The organism is Paenibacillus sp. 2TAB26 (assembly GCF_052115145.1).
In the GTDB taxonomy this organism is placed as follows: Bacteria; Bacillota; Bacilli; order Paenibacillales; family Paenibacillaceae; genus Pristimantibacillus.
Map to the genome: position 1 here is coordinate 249719 of NZ_JBFRGC010000003.1, position 17530 is coordinate 267248.

At 45.0% G+C, this 17530-nt stretch carries 14 protein-coding genes; 9 read left to right on the forward strand and 5 right to left on the reverse strand.

Annotated features, from left to right (window positions below; all coding sequences use genetic code 11):
* Position 1 precedes the first annotated feature (1 nt).
* The 5 genes from AB4Z50_RS04120 to AB4Z50_RS04140 all read left to right on the forward strand — a co-directional run bounded on the left by AB4Z50_RS04120 (position 2) and on the right by AB4Z50_RS04140 (position 7511).
* Positions 2 to 3214 (forward strand): non-ribosomal peptide synthetase, encoded by a 3213-nt coding sequence (locus AB4Z50_RS04120; protein WP_441876011.1) that lies wholly within the window; start codon positions 2 to 4, stop codon positions 3212 to 3214.
* Positions 3208 to 4479 (forward strand): ACP S-malonyltransferase, encoded by a 1272-nt coding sequence (fabD, locus tag AB4Z50_RS04125; RefSeq protein WP_441876014.1) that lies wholly within the window; start codon positions 3208 to 3210, stop codon positions 4477 to 4479. Before AB4Z50_RS04120 ends, fabD begins: the two co-directional genes overlap by 7 nt.
* A gap of 43 nt (positions 4480 to 4522) precedes the next feature.
* The gene (locus tag AB4Z50_RS04130; RefSeq protein ID WP_441876017.1) at positions 4523 to 5866 is read left to right on the forward strand and encodes a M20/M25/M40 family metallo-hydrolase; all 1344 of its coding nucleotides are present in this window, start codon (positions 4523 to 4525) and stop codon (positions 5864 to 5866) included.
* A 54-nt stretch (positions 5867 to 5920) separates the two neighbouring features.
* Positions 5921 to 6610 (forward strand): 4'-phosphopantetheinyl transferase family protein, encoded by a 690-nt coding sequence (locus AB4Z50_RS04135; RefSeq protein ID WP_441876020.1) that lies wholly within the window; start codon positions 5921 to 5923, stop codon positions 6608 to 6610.
* 169 nt (positions 6611 to 6779) lie between these two features.
* The gene (locus AB4Z50_RS04140) at positions 6780 to 7511 is read left to right on the forward strand and encodes an MOSC domain-containing protein (RefSeq protein WP_441876023.1); all 732 of its coding nucleotides are present in this window, start codon (positions 6780 to 6782) and stop codon (positions 7509 to 7511) included.
* 64 nt (positions 7512 to 7575) lie between these two features.
* Here AB4Z50_RS04140 and AB4Z50_RS04145 read toward each other — a convergent pair whose 3' ends face one another.
* The 3 genes from AB4Z50_RS04145 to AB4Z50_RS04155 are packed head-to-tail and all read right to left on the reverse strand — an operon-like array spanning position 7576 to position 10975.
* A complete protein-coding gene (locus AB4Z50_RS04145) occupies positions 7576 to 9525 on the reverse strand; it encodes a CotH kinase family protein (protein WP_441876026.1) in 1950 nt (649 codons plus the stop codon).
* Between the two features lie 18 nt (positions 9526 to 9543).
* The gene (locus tag AB4Z50_RS04150; RefSeq protein ID WP_441876029.1) at positions 9544 to 10260 is read right to left on the reverse strand and encodes a DUF4956 domain-containing protein; all 717 of its coding nucleotides are present in this window, start codon (positions 10258 to 10260) and stop codon (positions 9544 to 9546) included.
* A 1-nt stretch (position 10261) separates the two neighbouring features.
* The gene (locus AB4Z50_RS04155; RefSeq protein WP_441876032.1) at positions 10262 to 10975 is read right to left on the reverse strand and encodes a polyphosphate polymerase domain-containing protein; all 714 of its coding nucleotides are present in this window, start codon (positions 10973 to 10975) and stop codon (positions 10262 to 10264) included.
* A 187-nt stretch (positions 10976 to 11162) separates the two neighbouring features.
* On the opposite strand from AB4Z50_RS04155, the gene AB4Z50_RS04160 reads away from it, so the two are divergent.
* Positions 11163 to 12395: a purple acid phosphatase family protein gene (locus tag AB4Z50_RS04160; protein ID WP_441876035.1), complete on the forward strand. Its 1233-nt coding sequence runs from the start codon at positions 11163 to 11165 to the stop codon at positions 12393 to 12395.
* A gap of 63 nt (positions 12396 to 12458) precedes the next feature.
* Here AB4Z50_RS04160 and AB4Z50_RS04165 read toward each other — a convergent pair whose 3' ends face one another.
* Complete coding sequence (locus AB4Z50_RS04165; RefSeq protein WP_441876038.1) at positions 12459 to 13460, reverse strand: VanZ family protein; 1002 nt, start codon at positions 13458 to 13460, stop codon at positions 12459 to 12461.
* Positions 13461 to 13662: 202 nt separating this feature from the next.
* On the opposite strand from AB4Z50_RS04165, the gene AB4Z50_RS04170 reads away from it, so the two are divergent.
* Positions 13663 to 14694 carry an ROK family protein gene (locus AB4Z50_RS04170; RefSeq protein WP_441876195.1) on the forward strand — a complete coding sequence of 344 codons (1032 nt, stop codon included), beginning with the start codon at positions 13663 to 13665 and terminating at the stop codon, positions 14692 to 14694.
* Positions 14695 to 14762: 68 nt separating this feature from the next.
* Complete coding sequence (locus AB4Z50_RS04175; RefSeq protein WP_441876041.1) at positions 14763 to 15323, forward strand: maltose acetyltransferase domain-containing protein; 561 nt, start codon at positions 14763 to 14765, stop codon at positions 15321 to 15323.
* Between the two features lie 51 nt (positions 15324 to 15374).
* Here AB4Z50_RS04175 and AB4Z50_RS04180 read toward each other — a convergent pair whose 3' ends face one another.
* Positions 15375 to 16148: a copper amine oxidase N-terminal domain-containing protein gene (locus AB4Z50_RS04180; protein WP_441876044.1), complete on the reverse strand. Its 774-nt coding sequence runs from the start codon at positions 16146 to 16148 to the stop codon at positions 15375 to 15377.
* Between the two features lie 176 nt (positions 16149 to 16324).
* On the opposite strand from AB4Z50_RS04180, the gene AB4Z50_RS04185 reads away from it, so the two are divergent.
* Positions 16325 to 17515: an acyl-CoA dehydrogenase family protein gene (locus AB4Z50_RS04185; protein ID WP_076269411.1), complete on the forward strand. Its 1191-nt coding sequence runs from the start codon at positions 16325 to 16327 to the stop codon at positions 17513 to 17515.
* Positions 17516 to 17530: the final 15 nt, after the last annotated feature.

The following is a 17530-nucleotide window of genomic DNA, read 5'->3' on the forward strand; positions in this document are numbered from 1 at the left end:
TATGGATAAGGTAGTCATAGACGCTGGTGAGAGAAATCAATATTTGTGGCGAGAGGATGGAGGGTTTCCCCCAGATTTGCTTAGCAGAGAAGCGGAGTATCGTTCTATGGAGCAGCGCATCCATTTACCCAAAGAGCTCACAGAAATGCTGCTCCGATATGCTGAACAGTCCAATCAGCGATTGTATAGCGTACTGCTTACTGCGGTTTACATCATGCTTTATAAATATAAAGGGGATAACCGATTAACGATCGGCATTCCGTCTCAGAGATTCGGAAGTCATATGGACGGGACATGGATTCCGCTTCAAATCAGGGTAGATGAGCAAAATATGCTTCAGTCATTGCTAAAGCAATTAGACGGAGCTCTGAATGAATTCGAGGACAGTAACAAGGGACATATTTTGGAACTAGAAACTATCGATTCCGCCAGAACAAGCAGCTTCAATTCGGGACAGGCTGTAGCCGTAACCTTGGAAAATAGTTATGGGAAACCGAGCGCTGATGGGGTTGGTTTGCTCTTTTCGTACAGTGTCTTGGAGTCAGAATCACCCGCCATAATGCTTACTATGACATACAATAGCTCTGCTTACAGCACGACAATGATGAAAAATCTAGCTAATCATGTCCATCGGGCAGCGGAGCTGTTAGTTCGAGGCGACGATATTCTCCTTAGAGATGCAGCCATATTGGATGAAGATGAAGTTCAAGCATTAATAAAATCACTTTGTGTTGGTTCATGCCCATCCACTGAATCTAAGCCATTGCATAGAAAGGGAATAGCTGGTGAATCAAGCATGACCCTGCATCACCTATTCGAGAAGCAGGCTCAATCTCGCCCCTATGAGACTGCACTTATTTGCGGCGAGGAGTCGTTTACTTACAGCACGCTGAATCAGCGGGCACACGAACTTGCTAGTAGACTGCGTAGCGAAGGCGTGCGTTCAGGAATTGTGGTTGGACTGATGGTGGAGCGAACGGTCGAGCTGGTAGTTGGCATCATCGGCATTTGGAAGGCTGGAGGCGCCTATTTGCCCATTGATTTGGAATACCCAGAGGATCGCATTCATTATATGCTGGAGGATACTAAGGCTCCGGTTTTGTTAACGCAGCACGAATACCTCTCGAAAGCTTCTCAATATGAAGGCAATATTGTTTGTATCGATGAGAGAGACGAGCAGTGCGCTGCTGGCAGGGAAGAGAAGGATTCACACATACTCTCAAGCAGCATGGAGCAGGACAATGCCTCTCAAAATCTAGCTTATGTGATCTATACATCAGGTTCAACAGGCAGACCAAAAGGTGTCATGATTCAGCATGAGAGTGCGATACGGTTCATAGAAGGAATGGCAGAGCAAGTAGAATATGTACCAGGAAAAACGATTGTTGCTTTAGCAAGCGCTGCGTTCGATGTATCTATACATGACTTAATTATGCCGCTTCTTTATGGGCTGAAGGTGATTCTAGCATCACAAGCGGAGCGCAGAGACCCAGACCTGCTGGATCGTCTCATCGTCAAACATGATGTTGAGATGATGGTAACTACCCCGATGAGACTGCAAATGCTGCTGGCTGGCAAAGAAGAGAGACCATGCTTGCGCTATTTAAAAGATTTGATCATTGGCGGGGAGCCGTTTATTCCAACCCTATGGAATCGGCTGAAGCCTTATCCACAGCTTCAAATATACAACGTGTACGGGCCTACAGAAACGACGGTATGGTCAACGATACAGCGGATAGAGGATAATCATCCCGGAATAGGCAAACCGCTTGCTGGAGTGCGAACGTACATTTTGGATAAGGCGGGACGTCTTCAGCCTCCTGGAGTAGCTGGTGAACTTTGTATAGCGGGGACAAGATTGGCCCAAGGTTACCTTGGGAAGCCGGAGCTTACGGAGGAACAGTTCGTTAACGACCCTTTTTATCCCGGTGAGAGAATGTATAGAACAGGTGATCTTGCACGCTTCTTAAACGACGGAAACCTCGAATTTCTCGGGCGCAGTGACTTTCAAGTGAAAATCCGCGGACATCGCGTCGAGCTGGAGGAAGTTGGAATGATGCTCGCACGGCACGAGGACGTTACTGAATCGGCGGTGCTGCTGGAAGATGAGCAGTCTAATGGCGGATTGTTATGCGCTTATTATGCAGCGGAGTCTGAATTGTCGACATCAGAGCTTCGCAGCTTTATGGCAAGTCGAGTGCCTGAATATATGGTGCCGCAGCGTTACATTTGGCTTGCAGCATTGCCATTGAATAATAATGGAAAGATTGATCGCAAGGCGCTGCCAAAGCAGAGTGAAGTGGCTCGTTTGCAGGATAATGCTGCATTTGCTCTGCAGCTGCTTGAGCTGGATACCGATACGGAGCGGAAAGTAGCGGCTCTTTGGCAAGAGGTGCTGCATACAGTCGACTTTGCCGCTGAAGACAACTTCTTCGAGGTAGGAGGCAACTCCATTCTGCTTGTTGCTTTACATCACAACTTGGAGCAGCACTATCCTTCTCGTGTATCCGTTGCAGATCTGTTCGGAAATGCAACACTCCGCGGAATGGCTGCGCTAATGGATGCACCATTCAGTGAAGAAGGAGATATGGATGGACTAGCAGGGCTGAAAGGTTTAACTTTCCCTAATCGCATCATAAGCAGAGAAACGGGTATAGATCATGCAGCCATTCCCCGTTCATGCAAGCTGGATGAAGCGCTGCTCGGGAAATTGATGCAGCTATCAGAAGACATGGGATCAGATATCGTCGATATATTGCTTGTCCTTTATATGTACGTGCTATCCGATATTACGATGTCCGATGAAGTTACAGTCATCGTCAAAGACGGTGTAGGAGATCGGATGGTGCCTGTGTCACTGAATATGTCCCACTATATGACGGTTGTGGAAATGATCCCTGAAGTAGCTAATCAACGGGAAAGCGGCGACTATTATACCTTTTCCTCGCTTGCGACAGCAGCTGGTTTCCGTACATTGGACAATGGAATCATACCATGGTTCTCTTCAACCGACTTGAGAGGAATGGAGTCCTATATGCCGCTAATCGGCTTTGCGCTTCAGCTTGAGTTTAGTGAAGACGAGTTAAACATCCGATGTCTATATGATRCTCGTTCATGGGACATAGCAAGTGTGGATGAATTGCTCTCTCTGTATCTAGCATCTCTCAAAGTTGTAATGGCAGAATTAGAAGAGGGAGCTGAAAGCGTATGGTAGGCGGCACATTGCTGTTTCCCGGTCAAGGCTCACAGTATGTTGGCATGGGCAAGGATTTGTATAGGAAATATGAGCTCGCCAAAGAGACCTTTCATGAAGCGAGTGAAGCGATAAACATGGATCTCACAAAACTTATGTTTGAGGGCAGCATGGAGGAATTGACAAGGACGGAATATGCACAGCCAGCTATATTAACTGTAGGGATGGCAATGTACAAAATATACAGAGACCTGCTGGTGAAGACTCCGCAATTTTTAGCCGGTCATAGCCTTGGAGAAATTACCGCCTTGTCTTGTGCAGGTGGTATTCCATTTGACAGCGCTGTCCGTATCGTTCATCGTCGCGGTGAGCTCATGCGTGATGCGGACGATGCCGGCAGTGGTGCAATGGCGGCGGTAATGTCGCTTAGCGCAGCTGAAGTTGCAGAGATCTGCAAGCACGCTAGTTCCTCGTTTCAGGGTGGAGCCGAAATTGTTGTAGTGTCTAATATTAATTCAGATGATCAGGTTGTTATTTCTGGACATAAAGGAGTATTGAACGAAGCGGTGCAGCGTATCTCCAAGCGGGGAGGCGTTGTCATCCCGCTTCATGTGAGCGCACCGTTCCACAGTCCTCTTATGGCACCAGCAGCGCAGCTATTTGCAGAGGAAATTAAAGGACTGAAGCTTGGAACACTCCAGCATCCGGTTGTTTCCAGTGTGACTGCAAGATTATATCGGAGTGCGGATGAGATTCCAGCAGTGCTGACAGAGCAGATTACCGCACCCGTACAATGGACAGCGGTTATCCGTTTTTTGCTGGAAAACGGGGTTTCGGAAGCGGTTGAGATGGGCCCCCAATCGATATTGAAGAAACTAGCCAACAATAGTACTGCCCTGAGGGTGCTTTCTTTCGACCATGAACCGGATAGGGAACAGCTCCTTGGGAAGGGCCGGGATGAGGGGCAAGACTATTCGTTAGATTTTATTATTCAATGTTTGACTATCGTTACTTGCATGCGTAATCGGAACAGGGATTTAGAGCAGTATGAGCAAGGTGTAGTTGTACCTTACCGCGAGGTTCAGACGATGTTGAATGGGCTTCAGCTTTCTCGTGGCCGGGCAGAGTGGAAGCATCTGGTTAAGGCTTATGAGATGCTGATTTCTGCGTTCCATACGAAGCTTGTTCCAGAGAACGAACAGCAGGATCGATTGGAACAAGTGCTTCACGACAACGGCCTTAAGGATAAATTAGGGAGTCGATTTTCAGCTTCTAATAGAAGTTAAAGGATGAAAAAGGGAAGTCAACCATGCCAAGGAGGACTTTACGATGATTAGCAGCTTGGACGGGCCAATATATGAGTCCCCTCAATATCTATTGCAGCAATTAATACGGTTTAATACAACGAATCCGCCAGGCAATGAGCGAGATTGTATTTATTTTATTCGTGATCTTCTTCTTGAATCGGGAATCAGCGATACGATCATTATTGCTCAAGAAGAGCATAGACCTAATTTAATTGCACGATTAAAGGGGTGCGGAGATGCACCTCCTTTTCTCATGTACGGGCATGTTGACGTTGTAGGTGTAGAGAAGCAAGCATGGAGCCGCGATCCATTCGGGGGTGAGATTATCGATGGTTACGTATGGGGGAGAGGAAGCCTAGATATGAAAGGCGGTGTAGCGATGATGCTTGCCGCCTTTCTAAAAGCCCACGCGGAGAAAACAGCATTACAAGGCGATATGATTTTGGCTATTGTAAGTGATGAAGAAGCAGGAGGGGATTTAGGAGCCTCCTACTTAGTTAAACATCATTCTTATCTCTTTGCTGGCGTGAATTATGCGATTGGGGAGTTTGGGGGCTTCTCCTTTCAAGTAAGCGGCCAAAAATTTTATCCCATTATGGTGGCAGAGAAACAAATTTGTTTCCTTAGAGCTACGGTTAGAGGAGGGGGCGGACATGGTTCTCTTGGCCAAAATGAAGGAAGCATGGCGCAGCTTGCCTATATGCTGGGAGCGTTAAATAAGGTCAAGCTGCCGATTCATGTCACGCCCGCAGCGTCGTATATGATTCAATCCATGGCATCGGCATTGCCCCTATTGCCGAGGTTATTATTGAAAGGGCTGCTTCGGCCACGCCTGAGCAATCTCATGCTGAGGATAATGGGTGACAAGGGAAAGCTGTTTCAACCGCTGCTTCGCAACACAATAAGTGCTACGGTTGTGCATGGTGGCGAAAAAATCAATGTGCATCCAAGTGAAATCATCGTGGAGATGGATGGGAGGCTGCTGCCCGGTTTTACTCCAGAGCAGTTCATAGCCGAGCTGTACGATCATGCCATACAACATCAAATAATGTTAGAGGTGATTCGTCATGACCCTTGTCCAGAAAACCCGGAAATGGAATTGTTTGAATTGCTGTCAGATGTGCTGAAGAAAGCGGATGAAGCTGCAGTGCCTATTCCGATGCTGCTGCCGGGTGGAACAGATGCGAGACATTTTTCAACATTAGGTATTCAAACGTATGGTTTTTTGCCTATGACGCTCCCAGAGGACATGAATTTCTCGGAGTTGATCCATGCTGCAGATGAGCGTGTGCCTGTTGAGGCTATTCGTTTTGGGGCAAAAGCTATTCATGAAGTGATGGCGCGTTATGGAAATTCGAGGTTGTGATAGATTCAGACGAGTGCTTTTAGGATTAGTTGAGGGGGAAAGGAGCAGCAAACTGTGCAGGCTGAGATTATGGTTTTGAAAATACCTCAAAACATCACGTCGAATGACTACCGGCAATTGTTAAGTCTCGTATCAGAAGAGAAGCGTTTAAAAATAAGTCGATTGCGACAGCAATGTGATGTTTATCGGACGTTATTTGGTGAAGTGCTTGTACGTGCTGCAATTGTGCGAAACCTAGACCTATCCAATCAAGCGATTCAGTTTACTTACAATTCATATGGTAAGCCGTCACTTATCGGCTGCGAAGATTTTCACTTTAATATTTCGCATGCTGGAGATTGGGCTGCCTTATTTATAAGCTCTTCCCCGGTAGGCATTGATGTGGAACAAATATGTGAAATAGATGAAAGTATAGCAAAATCTTATTTTTCGAAAATGGAATATGAACGTTTGTTTTGTTTGAGAGGGGAGGAGCGAACCGCTTATTTCTATGAGCTTTGGACGCTGAAGGAAAGTTACATAAAAGCAAAGGGTAAAGGGTTGTCCATACCGCTGGATTCCTTCTCAATACATATTGGTGAGGATAGCTCCATCGCTTTAACTCCGAGAACGGAAGCTTATTTTTTCAAACAATATGAACTGAACCGAAGCTATAAGCTGGCGGCTTGTACTACTGCTCCAAAAGGATTCCCTAATCAGCTGCAGCATTGGAGCATGGAGGATTTAATACACCTTTTTTTCTAATCGTATTACAATGCGTTTGAACCAATCATATGAAATGACATGACGCGTGATAAGCGGAAAGCCTTTCTGTACCGAAAGGTGTACTTGGCTTATCGCGCGTCTTTTGTGTTTATACTATAATCAAAGATACATGTGAATGGAAGAAAACGGATGTATGGAGGTTGTTGGATTGACATTAACGTTGATTGGTAAAATTAGTAGTATAAGCAGGTACCCGATTAAGTCATTTGCAGGAGAGGAACTGGATACCTGTAAAATCGATAGATACGGATTGATGGGCGACCGTTGTTATGCTTTTTATGATGAAACAAAGGAAGGCTGGGATAGCTTCTTTACTGCAAGAGAAATTCCGGCGATGCTGGCATACAAAGCGAAGCTGGTTGATGAACGCACGAGCGCAGAGCATCCCGTAGTAGAAATAACTTCTCCAGAGGGTCAGACCTTCAGCTGGGACGAGGAGCTGTTAGCTGAAATGCAGAAGTACTCCAAGAAGAAGATGCGGATGCGCAGTTATCAGGCACAAAGTCCTGACCTTAAAGCGGTGGATGAAGGCAGTATCCTTATCATCACCGATAAGAGCTTGCAAAAGCTCGAAGCGATATGGGGAAAACAGCTGGACGCGCGGCGCTTTAGAGCAAATATACTCATTACAGTAGAGGAAGGCGCTTTTGGAGAAAAAGAGTGGATAGGCAGACGAATAACGGTAGGCGGTGCTGAATTGCAAGTGGATAAATATTGTGATCGCTGCTCCATGGTTACGCTTGATCCAGATTCGCTAGCACGTGATGCTTCCTTATTGAAAAAAATTAACACAGAGATGAATTTAAACTTCGGGGTGTATGCTTCTGTAAAAAAGATAGGAGACATTGAAGTAGGCGAAAAGGTATTTCTTATGGATTGAAAAAGATCGCTGCCCGAATGCCACTGTGGCAAAGGGTTCGCGATCTTTTTTTGAACTAGAATGCTTATAGTCGTTTACGTTTATAGAAGACGATGAATGCACAGGAGAGAAGCAGGACAACGATGGCGATTCCAGCCGTCGCGGCTTCTTTAGGACTGCCTTGTGCCTGAGTTTGCTGCGTGCCAGGGCTGCCGAAGCCACCGCCCATGCCGCCACCCATATCGTTTGGTCTTTGGCCGCCAAACCCGCCTTGCATGCCGCCTTGCTGATTAGGCATTTGTCCATCTGGAGGCGCCATGACAGCATCGCCCTGAGGGACTTGCCCGTCAGGAGCAGCAGCACCTGCATTGCCCTGAGGGACCTGCCCGTCAGGAGCAGCAGCATCTGCATCGCCCAGAGGGACCTGCCCGTCAGGAGCAGCAGCACCTGTATCGCCCAGAGGGACCTGCCCATCAGGAGCAGCAGCACCTGCATCGCCTTGAGGGCTTTGTGTAGTAGGTGAGGTAGAGTTGTCAACTACTTGTTGAACGGAGCCATCTGCCACAGCACCTTGCGGGCTCAGCTCTTTGTTCGCTGTAATGCCGGCATGTAGCTGCCCGGCTCCTGCATTAACAGCAGCATTGCTGTTTCCGGTGTTGCCCTGAGTGTTACCCTGCTGAGCGTTTGGCCGATTGCCGCCGAATCCGCCACCACCGCCCATGCCACCACCGCCACCCATCCCGCCGCCGCTGCCAGAGCCGTCGCCAGCAGCAGGAATAGTGCCGGCGAGCTGCTGTGCAATGGTGCTGGTTTGCTGCGAGTTAAAGGAAACAACCTGAGCAACACCTTGCTCATATTGCTCATACGTGTAGAAGGAGGAAGGGTCTGCTTTTACATAATTCGAGATCATAGCTTTAATTACATCGACCCTTGCCTGAAACGTATCGGTTGCCAAATATCCTTCTAACATGCTTGTAACGATTTCGTGATACTTATCTTTATAGGCATCCACTTTAAGCAGCTTGTCAATAAGCGACCGATCGGCAATCGCGCCAGTAGTTGGCTCATCAATGAGTACGCTGGAGCCGCCGAAACCGCCAAAGGACATATTGTAATCCCATGGCAAAATGCTGAAAATACCATCATCCTCATACAAATAATAATTATGTTTTTTCTCAGAGAGGTAGCTGTCAAAGTTGCCGGCTACTGCGTTTAAGGCGATGAACTTAAGCGCTTCATCAACGTCCAGCACACTCTCGTAATTGGAGCCATTGTTCAGTTCATCCAGCATATCGAGCAAAATATCATCATTTGATTTGTCGGACTTCAAATCGAGGCCCGTATAGGAATCGATCGTTTCTAACCAGTTGAGCTCGCTGCCGTTGCCGCCGTTTGCTTTGTAAAGCGCGCCATATGCATTGCCGAAATTACGTTCAAGATAGGCATCGCCAATCTGCTCGACAGCCAAATAAAAGCCCCAAAGCTCGCCATTGACGTAAACATTGACATAAGAATATTTTGGGGTTGGAAGTCCCATTTGCTCAGCAAGCTCATACGATAGAAACTCTCGCATATAAGAGGCATCGCTGTAGTTGTTATTTAAATTAATTTTGCTTATTCCTTGCAAGGTTTGATTAACATACTCATCGAATGAAATTTTAAAGCTGTACCGATCGGATTCGGTCATTCTTACGACACTGTTCAAGCTGAGATTGCCCTTCGTTCGAATGGCTACGTTTTCGAACTTCTGACCGTTATATTCGACCGAGGCTTCTTTATATTCCTCCGCGCTGGCGTTGTCCAGCATATTTTGGAACGCGTCCTCGTCGATCGTAATTTTTACATCTACGATTTTATCTTTAGGAAAAACCGTTTCATCTAGCTTTTGCTCATCCGCTGATTTCTCATCTGTACCCTTTGCCGCACCCGAGCTGCTGAGACTGAAGGATGTACCGCCTGCGGCACATCCAGCGAGTAAAGTAACCAGGAGAATGGAGCAAAAGCATAATAAGATTACACGCGCTTTCGCTTTCATGAAAACACCTCCCGATAATTAGGATACATAGTCCCCGCTATAGCTAATAAGTACGGTGTTACGAACGCCAGCCAGCTCCGTTAGTTGGTTAACGAAACGTCCGGTTTCGTCGCGAAGGCGAATTTCCAGCGTCATTTCAATATTGCCCTGCGTCACTGTTTTTTGCTTCACGTTATAACGCTTAACGAGCGTGCCGACTTGCTTGTGAACAAGCTGCTCGGTAGCATCGCTGTCGCAGTTAACAACAAGCAGGTAAGGGGTTTCTACCGATCCGCCCTTAACGAAGAAGAACAGAATAAGACCAACCACAACCGAACCAATTACCGCTAGTGTAAAGAAGCCCGCGCCAGTAACGATACCTGCAACGGCAGCCCAGAATAAGAAAATTAAATCGGTTGGATCTTTAATTGGAGTACGGAAACGGACGATGGACAAAGCGCCAACCATACCAAGCGACAGCACGAGATTGGAGTTAATCGCGATAATAACAACTGCTGTAATCATGGTCATGCCGATCAGCGAAACGTTAAAGCTTTTTGAATAAAGCACGCCGCTAAATATTCGTTTATAAAGCAAGTAAATGAAGAAGCCAAGTAAAAAAGCGACGCCCAGCGTAATCAATATTTTCGAAAGGCTGATATCAGAAGCAAAGTTATCCAGTACTGAATTTTTTAAAAGATCGGCAAAATTTGTTGTCGTCTCCGTTGCTGCCGCGGCAGTTGTATTGGTTTCCATTTTAATAATCCTCCCAAGTGTTGAACTTCAAATGTTTTCGGCAGATGACATACTTTGATGCGGATTGCCGGTTTAGTCCTTCCAGCTGCAAAGCGATTCGGATAAAGGCTGGAATGTATTCATCATATTTCACCTCAAGAATGATTAAATCATTGTCGAGTGCGCGTACGGGCTCCACCTTTTCATCAAAAATATTAACAGCATGAAGCCCGGTGCGCAGCTCCTTATCGAACGTAATGCGTACGTTGCCGTTAGCGTAAACATATGGCTCACGGACATAATCGACGATGACCTTCGGACGCAACAGATGATGCTTCATTTCATTGTGAATTTCGTTCAAAAGCGGCTTGTCCGGCCCTCTAAGGACGTCGTATTCGCCATCCATAAGCTTGTCGTACATTTCCCTCGTTAGCGGTTCCTTTACCTTTGCGATGTAGTCCTTGAATTTAATTTTTTTCTCAAAATGAATGACATGGTCTTGGCCATTGTATATGCGGATACGATATTTGACCCGATCACGAATGCCGCCAAGCTTCTCATGCAAAGCTTTGTTGTTTATATCATCAAAATATAAGCTTCTAATATGGTACTCGCCTGACGGACCGACATGTTTGTCTTGTTCCATCAGATCCTTTAGCCGCTGGCGAATAATAAAGTATTGATGATAGTTAATGAAAAATTTCAATTCATGGCGATAGTTTAGGTTTTTGTTCATCTCACACCTCATTTCATGTTCAGCGCCCCTCGCTGCTTACAAATGTTATTCTACGGGCCTTTACTTATTCTTAACTTAAGGCTGGCTGAAAGATTGCTGAATGCGCCGTGCAACAGCTTTTTGTTAAGATATAATTAAAATTAGATAGAGAAGAAGGAGTGTGACTAGGATAAAAATCCGAAAAGACATGATGATACTGCTCATATGCTGCGCCTTATTAGTTGTTGGAGCCATTGGCATGGAATGGTTAAAGGCCAATAAGTCGGTGAAGCCAGCCGCGATTGTGACTACGTTCAAGGGCGATCCAAAAACTAGCCGCGCCTTCACTTGGCATAGTACGAATGCACACTCCGATTCAATTGTTCAGATCATTGAAGGAGCCGTCCCTAGCGATTGGGAAGAGGCTCTTGTAATGACCTTTAAGGGTACGACATCATCGATTGACATAGGTGAGGATACTTTGCGTGGTGTTCATAAAGCAGAAGCAACCGGCCTTAATCCGGGAACCACATACACGTACCGAGTAGGCAGCGGAGAAAAAGAGGCATGGAGCGATGCTGCACAATTTAGGACGGAAGCTGAAGCAAGCGATGCTTTTACTTTCATAAACGTAACGGATTCGCAAGGCGTGACGGAGCAGGATTTTGAGCTGTGGGGAAATACGCTGGATCAGGCGTTTAACGTATTCCCATCCTCTGCCTTTATCGTTCATAATGGTGATCTGACAGAAGAGCCCACCGATGAGCAAGCTTGGACCGAGCTTTTCGCAAAAGCAGGCAAGTGGGTAACACAGGTTCCATTTATGCCAGTTACGGGGAACCATGATGAAGTGGATGGAGATGCCAAGCGATTTGTTTCTCATTTCAACTTACCTGCGAGTGGCGCGAAGGGATCGAATGCGGGAACGACATACTCGTTTGATTATGGTTCTGTTCATTTTGTTATTTTAAATTCGGAATCGAATATAAAGGAGCAAACAAGCTGGCTGAAAAAAGATTTGGAGAGCACGGATAAGCCATGGAAAATCGTTGCTCTGCATCAAGGGTCTTATGGAGGCAATACGAACAAGAAGGTGAAGGATTGGACAGCGCTATTTGATGAATTCGAGGTTGATTTGGTGCTGCAAGGTCATAATCATGAGTACTCCAGATCCTATCCGCTTCGTGATGGTCAAATCACAGGCGACGGTGATCAAGCGGTGCAAAACCGAGCGGGCACTGTATATGTGGTAACCAATACAGCAGGGCAAAAATTCAATGAGAAAAAGGAAGATAAGTTTTATCATAAGGTTCATTTTCAGAATGAGAAGCAAATGTTCGCAGGGATTACGGTAAACGGCGACAATTTAACTTATCAAGCCTATGACGTGGAAGGTGCAAAGCTGGATGAGTTTGTGCTTCAGCACGGAGCTGCAGATTGAAAAATGAAGTGACATTACAAAAAGCCGATTTCTTTGCAAGCTAAGAAATTCGGCTTTTTCCATTTAAAATAATGTTTTTAGTTTTTGTTTGATCCCATTTATTATTTTTTGTCCGGTATTTACTTTATGAAGTGCAATGTCCCACAGCAGGACATCTCGATCGGATGTATGATTAACAAATTTTATAGTAAGTTCCTTTGCTCCATTTAAGGGGATTTGAAAAAACTCGGAAGGAAGCTCTTCCTGTCCATCGAAACTCCATCCAAATGAATGGATTACGGTTCCGTCTGCGCTAAAAATGAGATCGATATTTCCATTGCCGGCACTTTGAGTTAAGGTTTTTGATATCGCGAGATTACCTGCTATCATGTGATATTTGCCGTCTAAAAGATAGGTAAACTCATTTGTTCGTGTATTGTTTCGGCTGTACATATTTAGTTTCGGCTCAACGTTCTCTTGGGCTGCGGGAAAGCTGGAGAGACTTTTATCCCAAAGAACAGTTCCAGCCTTTAATGGCAGTTTATCTAAAGCGATAACCTCGCTGCTTGCTTTATCTAGATAATTATTAATGCCTCCAATACTTCCAATGACAACAATCGCAAGTACAAATGCTGTTATTATTATTTTGCAGAAGCCTTTGAATGTATCACGCTCATGTCGAACAAACCTTTGTGCGCAGTAGCCTACTGCAGCACCTAACGTATTAATAATAATATCGTTAATATCAAAGGAGCCTAAACGGGAAAACATCTGCAGCGTCTCAAGCATGGTAATCGATACAATAAATAGCAGTATGAAACGCAGAAAACGAGAACGAAACAGAAGCGGGATCATGATTCCGAAAGGTATAAATGCTGCAAAGTTGCCGAACTCAAAGAGCGAAAATGAAAACTCTCTCTGCATAGGGAGGAATAAATGGATCTTCTCGGGTATTAGATTATATCGCAAGCCGCTGTCATGAATAGAGGCAGCTCTGTTGAATCCGACATATAAGAAATAGAAGATTAATACGGTATATAAAACCAACAATAAAATAGTCATTTTTCGCAGCTTTCCTTGATACATCGTTACATCCTTTCTTGTCTGAGTGCGGCTATTACCAGAACAATTGCTTTACGTGTTATTCTATAGAATGAACATGAAAACTTTTTTAAGCATCTCTTATTTTTTCCTGAAGATTACTTTTATCCAAGACGATATTCTGATATTATCGGTGTAACTTATTAAATATATTTAATAAGTATTGCGCTTAGAGGTGGTGATCATCATAAATGAGCTAATTGCAACTCCAAAAGAATGGAAAAAAGTTATTTTACGCAGCATTCGTGCGGCTCTTCTGGAGCATGGGAGTGCCACGAAGGTTGAGCTAAGTCAAAAGCTAGGAGTAAGCTTCCCAACCATTAGTAAGTTTCTCACGCAAATGGAAAAGGACGGGGAACTCATTTTAGTTGGTCTCGACCATTCAAGTGGCGGGAGAAGAGCAAACAGATACGCATACAATCCCGAGTTCATGCTCGGTTTGGCTATATTTTTAGAGAAAACAGAAACTAACTATACCATTTTTAATTGTTTAGGCGAAGAGAAGGAACAAGGCAGTACTTCAAGTGTGCTAATGGATGATGCTTTGAGCTTATCTCATTTACTTGAAAGCATTATAGAAAAGCATCCTAAAATCAGCTCTGTAGCTATAGGTGTGCCGGGTTCAGTCAATAATGGCCGAATTATTTTCATCCCGAGCTATRAGCAGTTTCATGATTTTGATTTAAAAGGATATTTTGAGGAGCGTTTATCCATACCTGTCGTTGTTGAGAATGATATGAATGCGGCTGTTCTTGGGTACTACGACAACCGAAACAATAAAGACAAGGGTTCCTTGGTCTACTTGTATTTGGGTCAAAATGGTCCTGGTGCCGGCATTATGATAAATGGTGATGTCGTGCGAGGCAGTACGTTTTTCTCAGGAGAAATATCCTTCGTTCCTCAGTATGATGACCGAAATTTTGTACAAGCCCTAAATAACGAGGATGGAACAGAAACTGCATTGGTTCATGATGAGAAAAAGATTGATGCGATTAGTCGGTTGGTAGCCTCATTTACAGCTACAATAAACCCGCACACGATTATTTTTTCCAATGATGAAATAAATAAGCAAATAACCGACCAAATAACATTAAGAAGCGCAGCCTATATTCCTAAAGAACATTTGCCGGAGCTTACTGTGAGCGACTGGAAACAAGATTATTTGTATGGATTACAGAAACTTGCTTTAGGCCTCATGATTTCAGGAACAAGAAAATAAACGAATGTAGTGATCAGACAAACCGTATTTCTGCTTAAATTTGAAACAACAAACAGGAGTGGTACCAAATGAAGACAGAAAAAGAGAAAATGCTGAATGGTGAGCTTTATAATGCAGCCGATGCTGTGCTGGTTGCGGATAGAATGAACGCTCGCAGACTAACGAGGTTATTCAATCAAACCTTGGAGACAGAGGATAATAAAAGAACGGAGCTGCTAAAGAAATTGTTCGGGTTCACAGGCAAAACTCTATATGTCGAGCCCACTTTCCGTTGTGATTACGGCTACAACATTCATGTTGGAGAAAACTTTTATGCTAATTTTGATAGTGTACTATTGGACGTTTGCGACATTCGGATTGGCGACAATTGTTTTCTTGCACCAGGAGTACACATCTACACAGCAACTCACCCCTTGAATGCAAAGGAGAGAATATCTGGCGTTGAATACGGAAAACCGGTAACGATTGGCCATAATGTATGGATAGGCGGGAGAGCCGTTATAAACCCTGGCGTGAACATCGGCAATAATGTCGTTGTTGCTTCCGGTGCTGTCGTTACAAAGGATGTGCCAGATAGCGTAGTTGTAGGTGGAAATCCCGCCAAGATTATAAAGCAGATCGAAGAGTAATGGAACGCAATGAAATATTTTATTAAACAAAATCGTTGGTTTTATACTTGTTTAAGGTGCCGAGCTTGAGAAAATAATATCGTCGACCATCCATGTATTTTGAATTTGTTTAAGGATGATTTTTCGCTCGACAATCATACCTCCAGCATTTAAGGGGGATTCATATTGATTAATATATCCTTCCTTTCCTTCGGAATGACTGTATGCTGTACCTGTGAATGGAACGTTGAACTCTAGTCCATTTTGTTTGATGATTTTATTAATGAATGTCCCAGTAAAATTGGATTTAAAATGGGCTCTTATTTGTGAATAGGAAGATAGATTAGTCGCTTCGTTCGCTTTTTGGATCAGCGTATTAATATGTTCTTGCGGGATCGTAGACAAGTTAAAAGTAGACTCTGTAGTAATTCTAACTTGTTTGTCGCCTAAAGAAACGTCTGCTGATCTACGTTCGGCATCCCAACTAATGGTGCCGCCTAAGGTCTGTGAAATAAAGCGAATGGGGACGTATGTAACCCCTTTGGTTATTTGAGCAGGAACATCAATCGTGATTTCAGTACCATTCTGCATCACTTTATTTGAATTAATTTTGAGCATAACCTCGGTTTTTCCGTTAAGAATGGTTACCGTTTTGGACTGTTGGTTCCAATTAACCTCAGCCCCTAACCCTGCAGCAACATAGCGTACTGGAACTAAAGTGCGTCCCTGAACCACTTTTCCCTCTATTACGAATGGCTGATTTGCTGCTTCTGCATGAATGTGATTAACTGAAAATATACTGGCAGACAACATTAGCGCTAATAATGCAATAGTAGTTTTTTTCATCTGAAAGCCCTCCATATCATGTATATCGTAATAGACGTCTCTACAAAGGATTAGTTGCTTAGATAACCTAAGCAATTTAATCCTTTTTTCATTTTTATTTTGGCAGGATGGGTGTAAACTGAAAGGAAAGATTGCTATACAGATATGAAAGTGTGGATAGGAGGCTGGACAGCTTTATGCAGGTGAAAATCGAAAAGGATCGGTTCGTTCGCAATGAGCGCGAAGCGGAAATCGCGGCGACAGCGGATCAGCTGGCGAGCAAGTTTGCAGGAAGATCAGCTAAGCATGATAGGGAAGGCTCTTTTCCACATGACAACTTTGCCGATATGCGGGAGTGCGGTTATTTGAAGCTTACTGTGCCGAAGCAATATGGCGGGGATGAAGCGTCATTGTATGAATTTGTACTAGCGCAGGATCATTTGGCCCGCGGTGACGGTTCAACGGCGCTCGCCGCGGGCTGGCATCTGGGGCAGGTAATGCAAATGCGGATAAGCCGTCCATGGCCCGAAGCTTTATACGCCAGCTTTTGCAAGGAGGTTGTAAGCAAAGGCGCCACAATAAATCATTATGCAAGCGAGCGAGCAACTGGAAGCCCAAGCAGAGGCGGCAAGCCGGAAACTACAGCGATAAGAACGGCTGGAGGTTTCCTTATTAACGGGCGCAAGACCTATAGCACGCTTAGTCCTGATGTGTCTTATTTCACCATATCTGCATGGATGGAAGAAGAAAATCGTGCAAGCGAGTTTTTAATTCCAATGGGTGCAGGCATAAGTATTGAAGAAACATGGGATACACTCGGCATGCGGGCAACAGGGAGCCATGACCTCCTGTTGAATCAAGTATTCGTGCCAGACAGCGGTACGCTTGAAGGCGCAGAAATTAATCGTAAAGGCGGGACGGCCTTCGATGGCGGAACGCTGCTTCATATTCCTGCCTGTTATATCGGCATTGCACATGCGGCACGTGATTTTGCAATTCACTTTGCCCAAAACTATCGGCCTAACAGTTTGCCAGGCCCGATATCCGAACTGCCAACGATCCAGCGGCAAATTGGCGAAATGGAAGCGGAGCTAATAACGGCTCGCACCTTACTCTACAGCATCGCCGATCGCTGGGACCGGGAACCGGAGGGACGGAGCGGATTAAAGCCAGAGCTGGGCCTCGCTAAATATGTGGCGACCAATTCAGCCGTTCGTATCGTTGATCTTGCCATGAGAATAGTGGGGGGAAGCAGCTTGTCTCGCACGCTTCCGCTGGAGCGGATGTACCGCGATGTTCGCGCAGGCTTGCATAATCCGCCGATGGATGACATTACTTTAAACGGATTAGCTCAGCGGGCATTAGCAGAGATGCAGTCTGCGGAATAAATAATAAATCATGAA